Raw genomic sequence first — 18,628 nt, 5'->3', positions numbered from 1 at the left:
GCGCGGCTGTTCCGCTTGGCGCAACCTTAGTTCATGAAATCCGGGGCGAAAAGAAGGAAGCCATAGGCGACCAGCAGTGCCGGGATGGCGGAATAGACGGTCGCCATGATCGCCGCACGCGGGTTGATCGCGATAGCGGGAAACAGCGCGTCGCCATCGTTCGAGATCGCATTGCCGATCAGCGCGGCAAAGGGCAGGGCACCGTTGACATACAGCATCGTCACCAGCATCTGCGGCCCGCAGCCCGGAACGAAACCCACCACTACCGCGATCAACGGCAAGAGCAGCGCAACAGTCTGGAACCATGCGGCGATGTCAAGCCCGCCGAACGCGGCCGCATAGTCATAGGCCAGATAGGCGCCGATCACCCAGACCGAGATGAAGCTGGTCTCCTCGGCCATGCGCGTCAGCGGTGCATCCCTGGCATTGGTCATCGCGGTGACGGGCGAACTGGACCAGATGAACAGGCCCAGCGCCGTGCCGGTCAGCGCGATGGCGGTCACGGGCAGCGCTTGCAGCATCGCGACCTCGATCTGGACAAGCTGGGCGATGCCCACGGCAAGCCCGGGCAGCAGCGGCAGCAGATAGGCGATGTCGCGTGGCCTGAGCCGCCCGATCCGCGGGGCCAGTTCGCCCGAGGCGCCATGCAGCCGGGGCAGGTCGGAACGGTCGAACCGGTCCACCAGCCAGCCCGTCACGATGCCGACGGCCAGCGACAGTGGCAGCACCACCGCCGCCGCATCGGGCCGTGTTGCCAGCAGCAGGAAGGCGGCATCGCCCATCGTCGCGGTCAGCGCAGCCACCACCGCGCCCATCCGCGCATTGCCCGAGGTATAGGCCGCCACCACGACCACCGCGCCGCCGCAGCCGGGCGTCGCGCCCAGAAGCGCGGCCAGCGGCACCTGCCAGCCGCGCGCGCCGCGCAGCGCCTCGCCCAGGTCAAAGCGGAACAGCCGTTCCGAGCCGTAGAACAGCATGAGCGTCGCGGCCACGAAGACGCTGACCTGCACATAGGCATCGGTCATCAATTCGCGGGTCAGCCGCCCCAGTTCGCCCGGCGCGACCGCCAGCGCCAGAAGCAGCAGCGCGACCGCCAGCCGCCGGGGGCGGAATCCGCCCGGCAGCGCAGCCCCAAGCCGCATGTTCCTGTCGATGATCCTGGTCGCCATATCCGGCCACAATTGCAAATGGTTCTCAATTGCAGAAGTTAGCACTTGCGGGGGGATTGGCAAGGGCCAATAAATCGGGCGGAAAGGGGGTGCCCGATGAACGAGGACAAGGCCCGGATCGCGCGGCAATTCATCGAGATGATCCCGCATTCGCGCGCGCTGAACATGCGCGTGGACGACATCGGCGACGGCGTGGCCGAGATCTCGATGCCCTATGACCCCCGCCTGATCGGCGATCCGCAAAGCGGCGTGATCCATGGCGGCGCGGTCTCGGCGCTGCTGGACACCTGCGGCGGTGCGGCCGTGATGAGCCACAAGGACGCCCCCGTCGGCACCGCGACCATCGACCTACGCATCGACTACATGCGCGCCGCCGCCCCCGGCCAGCGGATCACCGCGCGGGCCGAATGCTATCATGTCACCCGCTCGGTCGCCTTCGTGCGCGCCATCGCCACCGACGAGGACCGCGAAAACCCGGTGGCCACCGCCGCGGGGGCCTTTACCGTGGAACGCGGGGGCAAGCCATGAGCCGCAAGGCCCCCGAACCCGTCCAGGTCATCAAGCAACGCCGCGATGCGGCGCTGTCCGCGCTGGTCCATGGCGTGCCCTATATCAACTTCCTCGGCATCGAGTTCGAGCGCCGCGGCGACGAACTGACCGCTTTGCTGCCCTTCGACGACAAGCTGATCGGCAACCCGCTGCTGCCCGCCCTGCATGGCGGCGTGACCGCGGCCTTTCTGGAAGTGACCGCCATCATCGGGCTGAGCTGGGCGATCATCTGGGAGGACATGGAATCGGGCGCGCTGGACCCCCTCGCGCTGACGCCCGAAACCCTGCCGCGCCTGCCCAAGACCATCGACTTCACCGTGGATTACCTGCGCACCGGCCTGCCGCGCGACGCCTATGCGCGGGCGCGGGTCAATCGCTCGGGGCGGCGCTATGCGTCCGTCCATGTCGAGGCATGGCAGGACAACCGCGCCCGGCTTTACGCACAGGCCACCGGCCATTTCCTGATGCCGCCCCGCAATGGCTGACAGCGCTGCCGGGGCCGCGCCTGCGCCGCCCCCGCTGACCCATCGCCGGGTCCTGGCCATCGCGCTGCCCATCGTGCTGTCGAATGCCACCGTGCCGATCCTGGGCGCGGTCGATACCGGCGTCGTCGGCCAGATCGGCGAGGCCGCGCCGATCGGCGCCGTGGGTCTTGGCGCGATCATTCTGGCCGCGCTCTACTGGGTGTTCGGCTTCCTGCGGATGGGCACGACCGGGTTGACCGCCCAGGCATTGGGCGCGGGCAACCGGGCGGAGGTCGATGCGATGCTGTCGCGCGCGCTGCTGATCGGGGGCGCGGCGGGGCTGGTGCTGATCGCGCTGCAATGGTCCCTGTTCGCCGGGGCCTTCCGGATCGCGCCCGCCAGCCCCGAGGTCGAGACGCTGGCCCGCGACTACATGGCGATCCGCATCTGGTCGGCGCCTGCGGCCATCGGGCTGTTCGGGATTACCGGCTGGCTGATCGCGCAGGGCCGCACGCGGGCGGTGCTGGTGCTGCAATTATGGATGAACGCGGTCAATATCGTGCTCGACCTGTGGTTCGTGCTCGGGCTGGGCTGGGGCGTGCAGGGGGTGGCCGTCGCGACCTTTCTGGCGGAATGGTCGGGGGCGGGGCTGGGCCTGTGGCTCTGTCGCGATGCCCTCCGGGGCGCGGCCTGGCGCGACCGCGCGCGCCTGTTCGACCCCGCGCGGCTCAGGCACATGGCCGCCGTCAATACCGATATCCTGATCCGCTCGCTGCTGCTTCAGGCGATCTTCGTCTCGTTCCTGTTCGTCGCGGCGGGCTTCGGCGACGTGCCGCTGGCGGCCAATCAGGTGCTGCTGCAATTCCTCCAGATCACCGCCTATGCGCTGGACGGCTTCGCCTTTGCCGCCGAGGCGCTGGTGGGCCAGGCGATGGGCGCCCGCGCCCGCGCCACGCTGCGCCGGGCCGCGCTGATGACCAGCCTCTGGGGCGTGGTGACGGTGATCGGGCTGGCGGCGGCCTTTGCGCTGTTCGGCGGGGCGATCATAGACCTGATGACCACATCGGCAGAGGTGCGTGCCGCGGCGCGCGGCTACCTGCCCTGGATGGTCGCGGCGCCGGTCTTCGGGCTGGCCTCCTACATGCTGGACGGCATCTTCATCGGCGCGACGCGCACGCGCGACATGCGCAACATGATGGCGGTGGCGGCGGCGATCTATGCGGCGGCGGCGCTGGCACTGGTCCCGGCCTACGGCAATCACGGGCTCTGGATGGCGCTGCTGATCTCGTTCGTGGCGCGGGCGGTCACGCTGGGGCTGCGTTATCCGGCGCTCGAAATGGCGGCGGACCGGCGCTAGAGAATCTCGTCCTCGTCGAACAGCCTGTCGGCCTCCAGCCCGGTGGACCATGCCCCGATCCGCTCATCCGCCTGCGCTTCGGGCGCGATGGCGGCCAGATGAAAGACGGCATTGCCCTCGTTGACCACGGGCAGCACCGCGCGGCTGAGAATGATGCCGGATTCGGGGGCGCGGATCTCGGCCTCGACCTCGCCGAACGGGTCCGAGACCACGGCCAGAACATCGCCCCTTTCGACCAGATCGCCTTCGGTGCAACTGCTGCGCAAGAGCCCGCCCTGGGGTGCGCGCAGCCAGCGTGCGGCGTGGCAGACAAGCGGCGCGCGGCGCGCACGCGGCACGCCCCTTGCGGCGATCATGCCGCGGTCATGCAGCACCCGCAGGATGCCCGCAACGCCCGTGCGCACGGCGGTTTCATCGAATCTCAGACCCTCGCCCGCCTCGTAAAGCAGCATCCCCACCTTCATCTCGCGCGCGGTCTGCCGAAGCGAGCCCTCGCGCAGCGCCGAGCGCAGCACCACCGGCGCGGCAAAGACCCGGGCCAGGCGCAGCAATTCGTCATCGCCCGGTGATACCCGGATCTGGGGCAGGTTCGTGCGGTGAACCGCCGCCGAATGCAGGTCGATCCCCAGATCGGCCCGCGCCACGACCTCGCGGGTCAGCAGATCCGCCAGCCGCCCGGCCATCGACCCCCCGGCCGAGCCCGGAAAGCAGCGGTTCAGATCGCGCCGGTCGGGCAGGTAGCGCGACAGGTTCAGGAAGCCGAAGGCGTTGACGATGGGAATGGCAATCAACGTCCCCGCCAGCCCCGCCAGCGCGGGCAGGCTCAACAGCCGCCGCACGATCTCGACCCCGATCACCTCGTCGCCATGGATGCCCGCGGTGACGAAGACCACCGGCCCGGGGCGGCGGCCATGGATCACATGGGCGGACATGGTGACCGGGGTATGATCCGACAGCACCGAAACCGGCAGATCGACCGTCCGCCGCGTGCCCGCAGGCACCAGCGCATCGCCGAGCTCGAAGCCCGGGCGCAGGCTCATGGGGCAGGGGGCGGGGGACAGGTCATCCCCCAAGCGTTACGACTGGCGCGACGGGCTGGCAAGGGGGCGCCGCCCGATATCGCGGATCACGCGGCAGGCGCAGGGGGGCGGGGGCAGCGCCCCGACGCGCCCGAAGCTGGCTGCCTAGCGGGCCTGTTCCCATTCGGCCGTGGCGATCCGGCCATCGGTGACGGGGCGATAGGGGGCGTTCGCGGCCAGGAATTCGGCCGTCACATCGGCAAGGTCGGGGCCGAAATCGTAGACATTCTGCGCATCGAGGAACATCCGGTAGCCGTCGCCGCCATTGCGGACGTAGTTGTTCGACACCAGTCCATAGGTCCGGTCCGGGTCGATGGGCGCCCAGTCGCCGTTCTCGATCACCTCGACGCTTCTGATCCGCGCGCCCGGCTCGGCCCCCGGCGCCCAGGTGAAGCGCAGGCCAGCGACCTGCGGGAAGCGGCCGGCGCCTTCCTCGACCTGCGACAGGCCGTTTTCCAGCGCCTCGATCACCGTGCGGCCCGGCACGTAAAAGGTCGAAAGCGTGTTCTGGAACGGCAGCACGGTCAGCACATCGCCCATCGTGACGGGGCCCGCCTCGATCGAGGCGCGCAGGCCGCCGCCATTCTGGATCGCGATGCTGATGCCCTGTGCGCGCACCCGATCCAGCATCGCCTCGGCGACCAGATTGCCCATCGCACATTCCATCACCCGGCAGATGCTGCGATCGCCCTCGATGGGTTCGGCGGCCTCGGCCACGACCTTCTGGCGGATCTCGTCGAGCGGTTGGGCCAGGTCGGCGATGCGTGCCCTGGTCTCTGCATCCTCGGCGATGGTGGCGTCCAGCAAAATCGGCTCGCCCATCGCCGCGGTCACAACGCCCGCGTCATCGAAGGTGACGGTCAGCTCGCCCAGATATTTGCCATAGCCATAGGCCTGCACGATGGCGGTCTGGCCCACCATGGTCGGATAGGGGCCCGCCGCCCCCTCGACGCTGTTGGACAAGAGCGTGTGGGAATGGCCGCCCACGATCACGTCGAGGCCGGTGGTTTCCGCGGCGATCCGCAGGTCATGGTCATGGCCCGAATGGCTGAGCAGGATGATCTTGTCGATGCCGTCCGCGGCCAGCCGGTCGATTTCGGCCTGAACCGCGGTGACCGGGTCGGTGAAGACGATGTTCGGGCCGGGGCTGGCCAGATCGGGGTTGTCCACGGGCGTCAGGCCGATCAGCCCCAGCCTTGCGCCGCCGCGCTCGATCACCGCTGATTTCGCGATCCCCTCGCGCAGCAGCGGTTCGGCCGACAGATCGGCATTGGCCATCAGCACCGGGAAATCGACCGAGGCGACGAAACGGCCAGCACCTCGGGGCCGTCGTCGAATTCGTGATTGCCCACCGCCATCGCGTCATAGCCCAGCCGGGTCATCATCTCGGCGGTGGCCTGGCCCTTGTAATGGGTGTAGAACAGCGTGCCCTGGAACTTGTCGCCGGCATCGACAAGGATCGTGTTGGCATTGCGCGCGCGGGCTTCGGCGATGGCGGTCGCCAGCCGGGCCGAACCGCCGAAACATTCGCCCGCGGCATTCTCGGCCTCGGAACAGCCCGAATCATGCTTCGAGATCGGCTCGAACCGGGCGTGGAAATCGTTGGTGTGCAGAATGGTCAGCGTATAATCGGCCCGGACCGGGGCGGCCGCCAGTGCCAGAAAAAGCGCAGCGGAAAGAACGCGCGTTGCCATGATGAATCCCCCCCCTTGGGTTGAACGCGGCAAGTCTGGCCTGCCGCGCCGGGGCTGTCAAAGCCTCTGGCGCTTGACCGGCCGCGCGTCTGCGGGCATGGGAGCGGGATGCTGATCTACAAGATCCTTCGCCGGGCCGAGTGGGACGCCTTTCGCGCGGCAGGGCGAACTGCCGGGGCGCCGGTCGATCTGGCCGACGGGTTCATCCATCTGTCAACCGCGGAACAGGTGACCGGCACGGCCGAGCGGCATTTCGCCGGGGAAAGCGATCTGGTGCTGGTGGCGGTCGCCGTGGACCGGCTGGGCGAGGCGCTGCGCTGGGAGCCGTCGCGCGGCGGCGCGCTGTTTCCCCATCTTTATCGCGAACTGGTCGCGGCGGATGTGGTTTGGGACAAGTCCCTGCCGCTGGGGGCGACCGGCCACATCTTTCCCGAGGGTATGGTATGACGCCGCTTGAACGCGCGGGGCTTGCGCTTCTGCACCGGATGGACCCCGAGCGGGCGCATGGGCTGTCGCTGGCGGCATTACGCGCAGGGCTTGTGCCGCTGCCGGGGCCGATTACCTCGGACCGGCTGGCGACCGATCTGGCGGGGCTGGCATTGCCCAATCCGGTCGGGCTGGCCGCGGGCTATGACAAGAATGCCGCGGCGCTTGACCCGCTGGCGCGCGCGGGTTTCGGCTTTGTCGAGGTGGGGGCGGCGACGCCGCGCCCGCAGCCCGGCAACCCGCGCCCGCGTCTGTTCCGGCTGGCCGAGGATCGCGCCGCGATCAACCGGTTCGGCTTCAACAACGAGGGCATGGTGGCGATCGGGGCGCGGCTGGCGGCGCGGCCCGGGGGGGCGGTGGTCGGGCTGAACCTGGGCGCGAACAAGGACAGCGCCGACCGGGCCGCCGATTTCGCCGCCGTGCTTGCCCATTGCGGGGCGCATGTGGATTTCGCGACCGTCAATGTCTCGTCGCCCAATACCGAGCGGCTGCGCGATTTGCAGGGGCGCGCGGCGCTTTCGGCGCTGCTGGCGGGGGTGATGGCGGCGCGGGCGGGGCTGAAGCGGCCGATCCCGGTCTTCCTCAAGATCGCGCCCGATCTGGGCGATGCCGAGATCGACGAGATCGCCGGGGTCGCGCTGGAGACCGGGATTTCTGGGATCGTGGCGACCAATACGACGCTGGCCCGGGGCGAACTGACAAGCCGCCATGCGGGCGAGGCGGGGGGGCTGTCGGGTGCGCCGCTTTTCGCGCGCTCGACCCGGGTGCTGGCGCGGCTGTCGGTGGCGACGGGCGGGCAATTGCCGCTGATCGGCGTGGGCGGCGTCGGCTCGGCCGAGGACGCATATGCCAAGATCCGCGCAGGTGCGAGCGCGGTGCAGCTTTACACCGCGCTGGTCTATGGCGGGCTTGGGCTGGTGGCCGAGATCCTGCGGGGGCTTGACCGGCTTCTGGCGCGCGACGGTTTTGCCAATGTGTCCGAGGCGGTCGGCACGGGCCGCGATGAATGGCAATGACCGGACGGTTGGGCGGGGCGCAAAATCCTTGCAAGGATTTTGCCAGGACTTTCTGAAAGGTCTTGGTCCCGGCCTTCCCCTTGACGCCCATGTGCGGACGGTTCGCGATCACCCTGTCGGTCGAGGGCGTGCTGGCATTGAACCGGGTCGGTCCGGCGGTGAACGCGACCCGTGCCGCGGGGACGGGGCTGATCGAGCCGGCCGCAGGCTGACCGCTTCGGGCCAGATGCGGCTTGACCGCCGCCCGGTGCTGGCCTAGTGACAGGGGCACGCGGGTATAGCTTAATGGTAAAGCCCCTGCCTTCCAAGCAGGCTATGTCGGTTCGATTCCGTCTACCCGCTCCATCCCTGCATCCCGCGCCCCGGCCGTGAAATCGGCGCCTGCGACTTGTTGTCCCCGCCGCCCGGCCCTACAACAGCCGCGGACAAGCAGGAGCATGCCATGCCCCCCAGGGCCAAGGTTGACGAGGATCGCGCAACGTCGAAGCGGGTGGGGGCGCTGCGGGCGCTCTGGCCCTTTGTTCTGCCCTACAAGGGGTTGCTGGGCGCGGCGCTGACGGTGCTGGTGCTGACCGCGGCGGTTTCGCTGATCCTGCCGATGGCGGTGCGCCGGGTGGTCGATGCGTTCGAGACAGAGACGGCCGCGCTTCTGGACGGCTATTTCGCCGCCGCGCTGGGCATTGCGGCGCTGTTCGCGCTGGGCACGGCGCTACGCTATTACCTTGTCACCCTGCTGGGCGAGCGGGTGGTGGCCGATATCCGCACCGCCGTCTTCGACCGCATGATCGGGATGAGCCCGGCCTTTTACGAACGGACGATGACCGGCGAGGTGCTCAGCCGGATCACCACCGACACCACGCTGATCCTGTCGGTCATCGGCTCGTCGGTTTCGGTCGCGCTGCGCAATGTGCTGATCTTTTTTGGCGGGCTGGCGCTGATGCTGGCGACCTCGGCCAAGCTGACGGGTGCGGTGCTGATCCTGGTGCCTGCGGTGATCGTGCCCATCGTGCTGCTGGGCCGGAGGTTGCGCCGCCTGAGCCGCGAGAACCAGGACTGGATCGCGGCCTCGTCTGGCAATGCCTCCGAGGCGCTGCTGGCGGTGCAGACCGTACAGGCCTTTACCCACGAGGCGGCAAGCCGCGGCACGTTCCATGACGTGACCGAGAAAAGCTATGTCGCCGCGCGCCAGCGGATCGGCACGCGGGCGGTGATGACGGTGATCGTGATCTTTCTGGTCTTTGCCGGGATCGTGGGCGTGCTGTGGACCGGCGCGCGCGATGTCCGCGCCGATGTGATGAGCGTGGGCGAGCTGGTCCAGTTCGTGATCTATTCGGTGATGGTGGCTGCCGCCGTGGGCGCGATGACCGAGATCTGGGGCGAGTTGCAGCGCGCCGCGGGCGCGACCGAGCGGCTGGTCGAGCTGCTGACCGCCGAGGACAGCGTTACCGACCCCGCGCGACCCCTGCCGCTGCCGGCCCGGGCGCGGGGTGACCTCCGCTTCGAGGATGTGCGCTTTTCCTATCCCTCGCGCCCTGGAATCTCGGCGCTGGACGGGGTGAACCTGCATGTGCGGCCGGGTGAAACCGTGGCGCTGGTCGGTCCCTCGGGCGCGGGCAAGACGACGATCATCCAGCTTCTGCTGCGCTTCTACGATCCGCAACAGGGGCGCATCCTGATGGACGGTGTGGATCTGCGGGCGACCACGCGGGCCACCTTCCGCCACCATATCGCGCTGGTGCCGCAGGATCCGGTGATCTTCGCGGCCTCTGCGCGCGAGAATATCCGCTTTGGCCGACCCGAGGCGACCGATGCCGAGGTCGAACAGGCCGCCCGCGCCGCTGCCGCGCATGACTTCCTGGCCGCGCTGCCGCAGGGCTATGATACCCAGGTGGGCGAACGGGGCATGATGCTGTCGGGCGGGCAGAAACAGCGCATCGCCATTGCCCGCGCCATCCTGCGCGATGCGCCCGTGCTGCTTCTGGACGAGGCGACCTCGGCGCTGGATGCGGAATCGGAACGCGCGGTGCAGCATGCGGTGGACGAGATGGCCGCCACCCGCACCACGCTGATCGTGGCGCACCGGCTGGCCACCGTGAAGAAGGCAGACCGCATCCTTGTCTTCGATGGCGGGCGGATCGTCGCCGAGGGCAGCCACGAGGCGCTGGTGGCGCAGGGCGGGCTTTATGCGCGCCTTGCCCGGCTGCAATTCACCGACGGCATCGACAGCGCGGCCTGAGCCAAATCCTTTTCGTTTCCCTGTTGCGAAACCCGGTCTATTCTGGCGCATCGTTAATGATTGTTGCCGAGGAGGACGGGAAATGGGTTTGTGGCAATTCGTGAAGAATGCCGGAAAGAAGCTGGGTGGCCGGGCCGAGGCGGCCGAGGCGCCGAGCGTCGATGAACTGCACAAGGAAATTGCCGATCTGGGGCTCGATGCCGGGGGGCTAGAGATCACGGTCGAGGGCGACAAGGTCAAGGTGTCGGGCACGCCCGTCAGCCAGGAGGCCAAGGAAAAGGTCATGCTGGCGGTCGGCAATATCGAGGGCGTGGCCGCGGTCGAGGATGCCGCGGGCGGCGCCGAGCCGGTATTCCATACCGTCGTCAAGGGCGACAGCCTGTGGAAGATCGCCGAAAAGACGCTGGGCAATGGCGCGCGCTATACCGAGATCTTCGAGGCCAACAAGCCGATGCTGAGCGATCCCGACAAGATCTATCCCGGCCAGGTGCTGCGCATTCCGCAGGGCTGATCCTGTCGCGCACGGTGCAGCGCGGGGCCTGAAACGGCGGCGCAGGCCCCGAGCAATGTCTTGCGGCAGTCGGAAATTCCGGCCATCCTGATCCTTCGACAAGGGAAAGCGGGTCCGCATCGAACGGACCCCCTCGGGAGGAAAGACGATGGCAGGCTATGCCTCACGCGCCGATCGCGACGCGATCGAGGCGGAATCCGACTGGCATTCGCGCCCCGTGGCGCGCAGTGTCTATGAGTTCGTGACGACGACGGCGCGGGCGCATCCCGACCGGCCTGCCCTGTCCTTCCAGATGTTTTCCGATCCCAGGGCATCGGCCGAGACGCTGACATGGGCGGAGTTGCATGCCCGCGTCACCCAGGCCGCGAACCTGTTCCGCCGCCTCGGCATACGCGAGAACGACGTTGTGGCCTTCATTCTGCCCAACAGCACCGAAACCGCGGTGACATTGCTGGGCGGGGCCGTGGCGGGGATCGTGAACCCGATCAATCCGCTGCTGGAGGCCGAGACCATCGCCGCGATCCTGCGCGAGACCAATGCAAAGGTCGTGGTCACGCTGCGCACCTTCCCCAAGACCGATGTCGGCCAGAAGGTCGCCGAGGCGGTGCGCCATGCGCCGAACGTGCGCACGGTGCTGGAGGTGGACCTGCTGCGCTATCTGAGCGGCGTCAAGAAGCTGATCGTGCCGCTGATCCGGCCCAGGAATCCCGACAATCACCATGCCGACCTGATGGATTTCCACAAGGAACTGGCAAAGGAACGCGCCGACGGGCTGGATTTTGCCGATCATTCCGGGGACCGGATCGCCGCCTATTTCCATACCGGCGGCACCACCGGGCTGCCCAAAGTGGCGCAGCACATGGTCTCGGGCATGGTCTATAACGGCTGGCTGGGCGACCGGCTGCTGTTCAACGAAACCGACACGGTGATCTGCCCCTTGCCGCTGTTCCATGTCTTCGCGGCCTATCCGGTGCTGATGTCGGTGATCTCGACCGGGGCGCATGTGGTGCTGCCGACGCCTGCGGGCTATCGCGGCGAGGGCGTGTTCGACAATTTCTGGAAGCTCGTCGAGCGCTGGCGCGTGACTTATGTCATCACCGTGCCCACCGCCATCGCCGCGCTGATGCAGCGCGAGGTGAACGCCGATGTCTCGTCGCTGCGCTATGCGTTCTCGGGCTCGGCGCCGCTGCCGGTCGAGCTCTATCGCCGGTTCGAACAGGCCACCGGCGTCACCATCTGCGAAGGCTACGGGCTGACCGAGGCGACCTGCCTTGTCTCGATCAACCCGCCCGATGGGGCCAAGAAGATCGGCTCGGTCGGCATCCCCTTTCCCCATACGCAGGTGCGCATCCTGAAATGCGACGCCGAGGGCAACGTGCTGGGCGAATGCGAGGTGGATGAGGTGGGCGAGATCTGCGTCGCCAATCCCGGCGTTCTGGAGGGGGCGACCTATACCGATGCCACGAAGAATCGCGGGCTTTATGCCGAGGGGCGGTTCCTGCGCACCGGCGATCTGGGCCGGTTCGATGCCGATGGCTACCTTTACATCACCGGCCGGGCCAAGGACATCATCATCCGCGGCGGCCACAATATCGACCCCGCCGAGATCGAGGAGGCGCTGGCAGGCCATCGCGCCGTGGCCTTCGTGGGCGCGATCGGCCAGCCCGATGCCTTTGCGGGCGAACTGCCCTGCGCCTATGTCGAGCTTGTGCAGGGCGCGACCGCGACCGCCGATGAACTTCTGGCCCATGCCAGGGTTCATATCCACGAGCGCGCCGCGATCCCCAAGCATGTCGAGATCATCGACGAGATGCCCAAGACCGCGGTCGGCAAGGTGTTCAAGCCCGATTTGCGCAAGCGTGCCATCCAGCGGGTCTTTGACACGGCGCTGGCCGAGGCGGGGCTGTCGGCCCATGTGGCCGAGGTGGTCGAGGACCGCAAGCGCGGGCTCGTGGCCCGGGTGGACGGGCGCGGCGCGGATGACGAGGCGGCGTTGCGCGCGGTGCTCGGCAACTTCGCCACCCCCTGGGAGTGGGCCGACTAACCCGCGACGCGCCCCCGGAACCGGCTGTTGCCGGGCAATCCCCTGTGCGGATCCGCCTTGGCGGTGTGGTGCCCTGTGCGCCGTTTCGCGCCCGGTTTCCAGCCCGTCAACCCGGACGAAGGGATCGGCAAATCAGCGGTTCTCAAAGCCCCCGACCCATGCTTTACTCGCCCGGGATATAGGGAGGATATCGATGACAAAGGTCACGATGACCGTGAACGGCAAGGCCGTTTCCGGAGAGGTGGAGGGACGCACCCTGCTGTCCCAGTTCCTGCGCGAAGGGCTTGGCCTGACCGGCACCCATGTCGGCTGCGACACCAGCCAATGCGGGGCCTGCGTGGTGCATGTGAACGGGCAGGACGTGAAATCCTGCACGACCTTTGCCCTTGAATGCGAGGGGGCCGAGGTGCGCACGATCGAGGGCATGGCCAATCCCGACGGCTCGCTGTCGGTGATCCAGCAGGCGTTTCAGGATCATCACGGGCTGCAATGCGGCTTCTGCACGCCGGGCATGGTGATGACGGCTGCGGCGCTGCTGGCCCGGAACCCGACGCCCAGCGAGGCCGAGATCCGGCATTACCTTGAGGGCAATATCTGCCGCTGCACGGGATATCACAACATCGTCAAGGCGATACTGGCAGCCTCGGGACAGGATGTCAGCCATCTGGGCCACGGGGACGCGGTCGCCGCCGAATAGCCGTCCGTCAAGGGCGCGCAGAAGACAGATACTCCAGGGAGGATATCATGCCGAAGGATCACGGCATCGGCGCCAGCACCAAGCGGCGCGAGGATTTGCGGTTCCTGACGGGACGGGGCCGCTATACCGACGACATAAACCTGCCCGGACAGGCCCATGCCTGTTTCGTGCGCAGCCAGGTCGCGCATGGCCGGCTGAACGGGGTGAACACCGACACCGCTGCCGCGATGCCCGGTGTCATCCGCATCTTCACCGCCGCCGATTTCGAGGGCGTGGGCGGGCTGCCCTGCGGCTGGCAGGTGACCGACCGCCACGGCGCCCCGATGCAGGAGCCGGGCCACCCGGTTCTGGCGCGGGGCAAGGTGCGCCATGTGGGCGATCCGATCGCGCTGGTGGTGGCCGAGAGCTATGACCAGGCCCGCGACGCGGCCGAGGCGGTCGTGGTCGATATCGAGGAACTGGAACCCGTTCTCGACATGAAGGCGGCGCTGGCCGAGTCTGCGCCCAAGGTGCATGACGAGCTGACCTCGAACCTGTGCTATGACTGGGGCTTCGTCGAGGAGAACCGCGAGGCGGTGAACAAGGCGTTCGAGACCGCCCATCACGTCACCACGCTGGAACTGGTCAACCAGCGGCTGGTGCCGAACGCGATGGAGCCGCGGGTGGCCATCGGCGACTACAATTTCGCGACCGACGACTCGACGCTTTACACCACCAGCCAGAACCCGCATGTGATCCGGCTTCTGATGGGGGCCTTCGTGCTGGGCATCCCCGAGCACAAGCTGCGCGTCGTCGCGCCCGATGTGGGCGGCGGGTTCGGGTCCAAGATCTTCCACTATGCCGAGGAGGCCGCCGTCACCTTCGCCGCGAAGCAGTTGCGCCGTCCGGTGAAATGGACCTGCACCCGGTCGGAAAGCTTCGTCACCGATGCGCAGGGCCGCGACCACGTCACGAAGATCGAACTGGCGCTGGATGCCGAGGGCCATTTCCAGGCCATCCGCACCGAGACCTACGCCAATATGGGGGCGTATCTGTCGACCTTTGCGCCGTCGATTCCGACCTGGCTGCATGGCACGCTGATGGCGGGGAACTACCGCACGCCGCTGATCTATGTGAACGTCAAGGCGGTGTTCACCACCACGGTTCCGGTCGATGCCTATCGCGGGGCCGGTCGGCCCGAGGCGACCTTTCAGCTTGAGCGCGTGATCGACAAGGCGGCGCGCGAGATGGGGATCGACCCGGTGGAGTTGCGGCGCAGGAACTTCATCACCGAGTTTCCCTATGCCACGCCGGTCGCGGTGGAATACGACACCGGCGACTACAACGCGACGATGGACAAGCTGCTTGAAATCGCCGACGTCGCGGGCTTCGAGGCGCGGCTGGCCGAAAGCAAGGCCCGCGGCAAGCTGCGCGGCCTCGGGGTGAACTGCTATATCGAGGCCTGCGGGATCGCGCCCTCGCAACTGGTCGGCCAGCTTGGTGCCCGCGCAGGGCTTTACGAAAGCGCCACGGTGCGGGTGAACGCCACGGGCGGGCTGGTGGTGATGACCGGCAGCCATTCCCACGGGCAGGGGCACGAGACGACCTTTGCCCAGGTGGTGGCCGACATGATCGGCATCGACGAGAAGATGGTCGAGATCGTGCATGGCGATACGGCGAACACGCCGATGGGCATGGGCACCTATGGCTCGCGCTCGCTGGCCGTGGGGGGCAGCGCGATGGTCAAGGCGACGAACAAGATCATCGCCAAGGCCCGCAAGATCGCGGCCCACCTGATGGAGGCCAGCCCCGAGGATATCGAACTCAAGGACGGCAGGTTCACCGTTGCGGGCACCGACAAGTCGGTGGCCTGGGGGGATGTGACGCTGGCGGCCTATGTGCCGCACAACTATCCCCTGGACGAGATCGAGCCGGGGCTGGAGGAAACCGCCTTCTACGATCCGAACAACTTCACCTATCCCGCGGGCGCCTATGCCTGCGAGGTCGAGGTTGATCCCGAGACCGGCAAGGTGACCATTGAACGCTTCGCGGCGGCGGACGATTTCGGCAATGTCGTCAACCCGATGATCGTCGATGGACAGGTCCATGGCGGGATCGGGCAGGGGATCGGGCAGGCGCTGCTGGAAACCACGACCTATGACGAGTACGGCCAGCTTCTGTCGGGATCCTACATGGATTATGCCATGCCGCGGGCCTCGGACGTGCCGTTCTACGTGGTCGACCATTCCTGCCAGACGCCCTGCACCCACAACCCGCTGGGGGTCAAGGGCTGCGGCGAGGCCGGTGCCATCGGCAGCCCGCCCGCGGTGGTCAACGCGGTCGTGGATGCGCTGCAACGGGCGGGCCATACCCATATCACCCATATCGACATGCCGCTGACGCCCTCGCGCGTCTGGGCGGTCATGCAGGGCTGAGGAGGACCACGCATGTACGCTTTCGAACTCGTGCGCCCGGCAACGCTGGACGAGGCGATGACCGCACTGGGCGCCGAAGAGGCGCAGGCGCTGGGCGGGGGGCAGACGCTGATCCCGACGCTCAAGCAGCGGCTGGCGGCGCCTGCGAAACTGGTCTGCCTGAGCGGGATTGCCGAACTCAGGGGGGTGTGCATCGCCGATGACGGCGCGGTTTGCGTGGGGGGCGCGACCCCGCACGCGGTGGTCGCGGCCGATGCGGCGGCGCATTACCCGGCGCTGGCGGCGCTTGCGGGCAATATCGGCGATCCGGCGGTGCGCAATCGCGGCACCATCGGCGGGTCGCTGGCCAATAACGACCCCTCGGCCTGCTATCCGGCGGCGGCGCTGGGCTCGGGCGCGACGATCCGCACGGTCAACCGCGACATCGCGGCGGACGACTTCTTTCAGGGCATGTTCACCACCGCCCTTGAGGATGGCGAGATCATCACCGAGGTTCGCTTTCCGGTGCCGGAACGGGCGGCCTATCAGAAGTTCGAGCAACCGGCCTCGCGCTTTGCACTGGTGGGGGTGTTCGTGGCGAAATACGCCTCGGGCGTGCGCGTCGCGGTGACCGGCGCCTCCGAAGGGGGCGTGTTCCGCTGGGCCGAGGCCGAGGCGGCGCTGTCTGCCGATTTCAGCGCGGGCGCCATCGCGGGGCTGTCGCTGGAGGCCGACATGATGATCGGCGATCTGCACGGCTCGCCCGAATACCGCGCGCATCTGGTCAAGGTGCTGACCGGCCGGGCCGTCACCGCCGCGGGTTGAACGCAGAGCTTGCGCCCTCGCCGGGTCCGGCGGGGGCGCTGCCCTCTCAGGGGCCGTCGGTTACAGCGCGATGCGGATCGCTTCCGCCTCGGTCACGATGGCGTCAAGGCGCTGGTCCGTCGGCTCGACCGGCACGCGCGCCACCTCTTGCGCGCCAAAGGCAAGGCCCACCGCCAGAACCGGCCCCTGCGCGCGCAGCCGTTCCAGCGTCCGGTCGTAGAACCCGCCGCCATATCCCAGCCGCGCGCCGCTGCGGTCAAAGGCGACCAGCGGCACGATCACCAGTTCGGGCCGCATCGGCACGGCCGACACCGGCACCGCGGCGCCGAAGCGGCCGGGCTGCATCGCGCCCTCCGGCGTCCAGAGGTGAAAGTCCAGCGGCCTGTCCCTTGCCACGATCACCGGCACGCCCACCGGGCCATGCGCAGCCAGCGCCGCCATGGCGGGCAGGGGGTCGATCTCGCCGCGCATGGGCATGTAGCCCGATGCGGGCCGGCCCCTATGCCCGGCCAGCAGCGCCAGAAGCCGCGCGCAAGCGGCCTGACCCGCGCGCGTCGCATCCGGCAGGGCGGCACGCCGGGCCAGGGTTTCGGTCCGCAGCGCGGCCTTGTCGGCGGTCATAACAGCACCATGGTTGCGATGCCGAGGAACACGAAGAAGCCCACGATGTCGGTTATCGTCGTCACGAAGGGGCCCGAGGCAACCGCCGGATCGACCCCCGCCCGTTCCAGCGCAATCGGGATCAGTACTCCGCCCACCGCCGCGCCGATCAGCGTCAGCAGCAAGGCCACCGCGATCACCGCGCCGATCATCGGCTCGCCGAACCACAGCGCGACCACCGCCCCCATCATCGCGCCGAAGGCCAGGCCGTTCAGCACCCCCACCAGCGCCTCGCGCCGGACCACGCGCCAGGTGTTGGACGCTGTCAGATCGCGGGTGGCCAGCGCGCGCACAGCGACGGCCAGCGATTGCGTGCCCGCATTGCCGCCCATCGAGGCCACGATCGGCATCAGCACCGCCAGAAGCACGATCTGCTGGATCGTCGCCTCGAATTGCGAGATCACCGACGCCGCGACATTCGCCGTCACAAGGTTCACCATCAGCCAGGGAAAGCGCCCCTTGGCGGTGGTCAGCACCTTGTCGCTGAGGCTGGTATCGCCCACACCGGCGAGCCGCAGGTAGTCCTCCTCGTGCTCCTCGTCGAGTACGTTCATCGCGTCGTCGATGGTGATGACACCCACCAGACGCCCGCCTTCGTCCACCACCGGGGCCGAGATCAGGTGATACTGCTTGAACAGATAGGCCACCTCGGCGCCGGGCTGGGTGACCGGGATCGTGCGGAAGCTGTCCTCCAGGATATCGGTCAGCGGCACCGAGCGTTTCGCCGACAGAAGCTTGCCCAGCGTCACATAGCCCACCGGCCGGATGCCGGGATCGACCACGATCACATGATAGAACTGGTCGGGCAGGGTCTTCTTGTTGGCGCGCATGTGGTCGATGGTTTCGCCCACGGTCCAGTGTTCGGGCGCGCGCACCACCTCGCGCTGCATCAGGCGGCCCGCGGAATATTCCGGATAGCCAAGCGCCTGTTCGACCGCGACCCGGTCGGCATCCTCCAGCGCGTCAAGGATCGCCTCTTGCTGGGGCGGTTCCAGATCCTCGATCAGGTCGACCACGTCATCCGAGTCGAGATCGCGCACCGCCTCGGCCAGCACCTCGGGCGGCAGGAAGGCGATCACCTCCTCGCGCAGGGTCTCGTCCAGTTCGGACAGCACCTCGCCATCGAAATGCCAGGGCGCCAGCAACAGGATCTCGCGCCGCCGCCCGGAATCGACCTGTTCCAGAAGGTCGGCGATATCGGCCGAGTGCATCGGTTCCAGCAACTCGCCCAGCCGCGCGCCATCGCCCGCGGCCACGGCCAGAAGAACCGCCGACACCGTCCGGTTGTCGAGCGCAAAGCCGTCCTCGTCGGCGGCGGTCTTGTCGATGACCTCGTCGTTCATGCCCGGCCCTGCCTCCTGCTTTGCGCGCACCATAGCGAAACGGGCGGCCGGACAACAGGGTGCGATGCGGGATTTACGCTGCCCGCGCGCACCCATAGGGTTTGC

16 protein-coding genes, 1 tRNA gene and 1 pseudogene are annotated in these 18,628 nt (G+C 68.0%); 13 read left to right on the top strand and 5 right to left on the bottom strand.

Features of this window, described 5'->3' with window-relative positions; all coding sequences use genetic code 11:
* Window positions 1-26 precede the first annotated feature (26 nt).
* On the bottom strand, window positions 27-1,169 hold the full coding sequence (locus tag GH815_RS06250; RefSeq protein ID WP_153747891.1) for a putative manganese transporter: 1,143 nt from the start codon (window positions 1,167-1,169) through the stop codon (window positions 27-29).
* Window positions 1,170-1,265: 96 nt separating this feature from the next.
* Between GH815_RS06250 and GH815_RS06245 the strand changes: the two genes are divergently transcribed.
* From GH815_RS06245 to GH815_RS06235, 3 genes are read left to right on the top strand one after another with little or no spacing between them, the layout of a single operon-like run.
* Window positions 1,266-1,697, top strand: a complete 432-nt coding sequence (locus GH815_RS06245) for a PaaI family thioesterase (protein ID WP_153747890.1) — start codon at window positions 1,266-1,268, stop codon at window positions 1,695-1,697.
* Window positions 1,694-2,203, top strand: coding sequence for a PaaI family thioesterase (locus tag GH815_RS06240; RefSeq protein WP_132696768.1), 510 nt, complete (start codon window positions 1,694-1,696; stop codon window positions 2,201-2,203). The genes GH815_RS06245 and GH815_RS06240 overlap by 4 nt, the downstream gene beginning before the upstream one ends.
* Window positions 2,196-3,539, top strand: a complete 1,344-nt coding sequence (locus GH815_RS06235; RefSeq protein ID WP_153747889.1) for an MATE family efflux transporter — start codon at window positions 2,196-2,198, stop codon at window positions 3,537-3,539. Before GH815_RS06240 ends, GH815_RS06235 begins: the two co-directional genes overlap by 8 nt.
* Here the strand turns inward: GH815_RS06235 and GH815_RS06230 are convergent.
* Both GH815_RS06230 and GH815_RS06225 read right to left on the bottom strand, forming a co-directional pair.
* Window positions 3,536-4,579: a succinylglutamate desuccinylase/aspartoacylase family protein gene (locus GH815_RS06230; protein ID WP_153747888.1), complete on the bottom strand. Its 1,044-nt coding sequence runs from the start codon at window positions 4,577-4,579 to the stop codon at window positions 3,536-3,538. The genes GH815_RS06235 and GH815_RS06230 overlap by 4 nt on opposite strands.
* A gap of 144 nt (window positions 4,580-4,723) precedes the next feature.
* Window positions 4,724-6,312, bottom strand: a pseudogene (locus GH815_RS06225) (bifunctional metallophosphatase/5'-nucleotidase).
* Window positions 6,313-6,420: 108 nt separating this feature from the next.
* On the opposite strand from GH815_RS06225, the gene GH815_RS06220 reads away from it, so the two are divergent.
* The 10 genes from GH815_RS06220 to GH815_RS06180 all read left to right on the top strand — a co-directional run bounded on the left by GH815_RS06220 (window position 6,421) and on the right by GH815_RS06180 (window position 16,520).
* The gene (locus tag GH815_RS06220) at window positions 6,421-6,759 is read left to right on the top strand and encodes a DUF952 domain-containing protein (RefSeq protein WP_153747887.1); all 339 of its coding nucleotides are present in this window, start codon (window positions 6,421-6,423) and stop codon (window positions 6,757-6,759) included.
* Window positions 6,756-7,814: a quinone-dependent dihydroorotate dehydrogenase gene (locus tag GH815_RS06215; protein WP_153747886.1), complete on the top strand. Its 1,059-nt coding sequence runs from the start codon at window positions 6,756-6,758 to the stop codon at window positions 7,812-7,814. The genes GH815_RS06220 and GH815_RS06215 overlap by 4 nt, the downstream gene beginning before the upstream one ends.
* A gap of 89 nt (window positions 7,815-7,903) precedes the next feature.
* Window positions 7,904-8,026: a hypothetical protein gene (locus tag GH815_RS19380; RefSeq protein WP_281354776.1), complete on the top strand. Its 123-nt coding sequence runs from the start codon at window positions 7,904-7,906 to the stop codon at window positions 8,024-8,026.
* A 59-nt stretch (window positions 8,027-8,085) separates the two neighbouring features.
* Window positions 8,086-8,159, top strand: a tRNA-Gly gene (locus GH815_RS06210).
* 97 nt (window positions 8,160-8,256) lie between these two features.
* Window positions 8,257-10,050 carry an ABC transporter transmembrane domain-containing protein gene (locus GH815_RS06205; protein ID WP_153747885.1) on the top strand — a complete coding sequence of 598 codons (1,794 nt, stop codon included), beginning with the start codon at window positions 8,257-8,259 and terminating at the stop codon, window positions 10,048-10,050.
* Between the two features lie 82 nt (window positions 10,051-10,132).
* Complete coding sequence (gene lysM / locus GH815_RS06200; protein WP_153747884.1) at window positions 10,133-10,561, top strand: peptidoglycan-binding protein LysM; 429 nt, start codon at window positions 10,133-10,135, stop codon at window positions 10,559-10,561.
* A gap of 148 nt (window positions 10,562-10,709) precedes the next feature.
* Entirely contained in the window at window positions 10,710-12,605 is a 1,896-nt protein-coding gene (locus tag GH815_RS06195; RefSeq protein ID WP_153747883.1) for an acyl-CoA synthetase, read from the top strand.
* Between the two features lie 193 nt (window positions 12,606-12,798).
* Window positions 12,799-13,302 carry a (2Fe-2S)-binding protein gene (locus tag GH815_RS06190; RefSeq protein WP_153747882.1) on the top strand — a complete coding sequence of 168 codons (504 nt, stop codon included), beginning with the start codon at window positions 12,799-12,801 and terminating at the stop codon, window positions 13,300-13,302.
* A gap of 47 nt (window positions 13,303-13,349) precedes the next feature.
* Window positions 13,350-15,716: a xanthine dehydrogenase family protein molybdopterin-binding subunit gene (locus GH815_RS06185; protein WP_153747881.1), complete on the top strand. Its 2,367-nt coding sequence runs from the start codon at window positions 13,350-13,352 to the stop codon at window positions 15,714-15,716.
* A gap of 12 nt (window positions 15,717-15,728) precedes the next feature.
* The gene (locus GH815_RS06180; RefSeq protein WP_153747880.1) at window positions 15,729-16,520 is read left to right on the top strand and encodes an FAD binding domain-containing protein; all 792 of its coding nucleotides are present in this window, start codon (window positions 15,729-15,731) and stop codon (window positions 16,518-16,520) included.
* 60 nt (window positions 16,521-16,580) lie between these two features.
* On the opposite strand, the gene GH815_RS06175 is transcribed toward GH815_RS06180, so the two are convergent.
* The gene (locus tag GH815_RS06175) at window positions 16,581-17,141 is read right to left on the bottom strand and encodes a 5-formyltetrahydrofolate cyclo-ligase (RefSeq protein ID WP_153747879.1); all 561 of its coding nucleotides are present in this window, start codon (window positions 17,139-17,141) and stop codon (window positions 16,581-16,583) included.
* Entirely contained in the window at window positions 17,138-18,523 is a 1,386-nt protein-coding gene (gene mgtE, locus GH815_RS06170) for a magnesium transporter (RefSeq protein ID WP_153747878.1), read from the bottom strand. The genes GH815_RS06175 and mgtE overlap by 4 nt, the downstream gene beginning before the upstream one ends.
* Window positions 18,524-18,628 lie beyond the last annotated feature (105 nt).

This window comes from Rhodovulum strictum, from assembly GCF_009649175.1.
GTDB classification, from domain to species: Bacteria; Pseudomonadota; Alphaproteobacteria; order Rhodobacterales; family Rhodobacteraceae; genus Rhodovulum; species Rhodovulum strictum.
The sequence above is the reverse complement of the archived record's forward strand: the minus strand, read 5'-3'. Positions and strand labels throughout refer to the sequence as shown.

Excerpts from the sequence above, each read along its gene's own strand:
- GH815_RS06230 (WP_153747888.1), bottom strand. The coding sequence starts at position 4,579 with ATGAGCCTGCGCCCGGGCTTCGAGCTCGGCGATGCGCTGGTGCCTGCG.
- GH815_RS06215 (WP_153747886.1), top strand. The coding sequence starts at position 6,756 with ATGACGCCGCTTGAACGCGCGGGGCTTGCGCTTCTGCACCGGATGGAC.
- lysM (WP_153747884.1), top strand. The coding sequence starts at position 10,133 with ATGGGTTTGTGGCAATTCGTGAAGAATGCCGGAAAGAAGCTGGGTGGC.
- GH815_RS06240 (WP_132696768.1), top strand. The coding sequence starts at position 1,694 with ATGAGCCGCAAGGCCCCCGAACCCGTCCAGGTCATCAAGCAACGCCGC.
- GH815_RS06190 (WP_153747882.1), top strand. The coding sequence starts at position 12,799 with ATGACAAAGGTCACGATGACCGTGAACGGCAAGGCCGTTTCCGGAGAG.
- mgtE (WP_153747878.1), bottom strand. The coding sequence starts at position 18,523 with ATGAACGACGAGGTCATCGACAAGACCGCCGCCGACGAGGACGGCTTT.
- GH815_RS06245 (WP_153747890.1), top strand. The coding sequence starts at position 1,266 with ATGAACGAGGACAAGGCCCGGATCGCGCGGCAATTCATCGAGATGATC.
- GH815_RS06175 (WP_153747879.1), bottom strand. The coding sequence starts at position 17,141 with ATGACCGCCGACAAGGCCGCGCTGCGGACCGAAACCCTGGCCCGGCGT.
- GH815_RS06185 (WP_153747881.1), top strand. The coding sequence starts at position 13,350 with ATGCCGAAGGATCACGGCATCGGCGCCAGCACCAAGCGGCGCGAGGAT.
- GH815_RS19380 (WP_281354776.1), top strand. The coding sequence starts at position 7,904 with ATGTGCGGACGGTTCGCGATCACCCTGTCGGTCGAGGGCGTGCTGGCA.
- GH815_RS06195 (WP_153747883.1), top strand. The coding sequence starts at position 10,710 with ATGGCAGGCTATGCCTCACGCGCCGATCGCGACGCGATCGAGGCGGAA.
- GH815_RS06220 (WP_153747887.1), top strand. The coding sequence starts at position 6,421 with ATGCTGATCTACAAGATCCTTCGCCGGGCCGAGTGGGACGCCTTTCGC.
- GH815_RS06180 (WP_153747880.1), top strand. The coding sequence starts at position 15,729 with ATGTACGCTTTCGAACTCGTGCGCCCGGCAACGCTGGACGAGGCGATG.
- GH815_RS06235 (WP_153747889.1), top strand. The coding sequence starts at position 2,196 with ATGGCTGACAGCGCTGCCGGGGCCGCGCCTGCGCCGCCCCCGCTGACC.
- GH815_RS06250 (WP_153747891.1), bottom strand. The coding sequence starts at position 1,169 with ATGGCGACCAGGATCATCGACAGGAACATGCGGCTTGGGGCTGCGCTG.
- GH815_RS06205 (WP_153747885.1), top strand. The coding sequence starts at position 8,257 with ATGCCCCCCAGGGCCAAGGTTGACGAGGATCGCGCAACGTCGAAGCGG.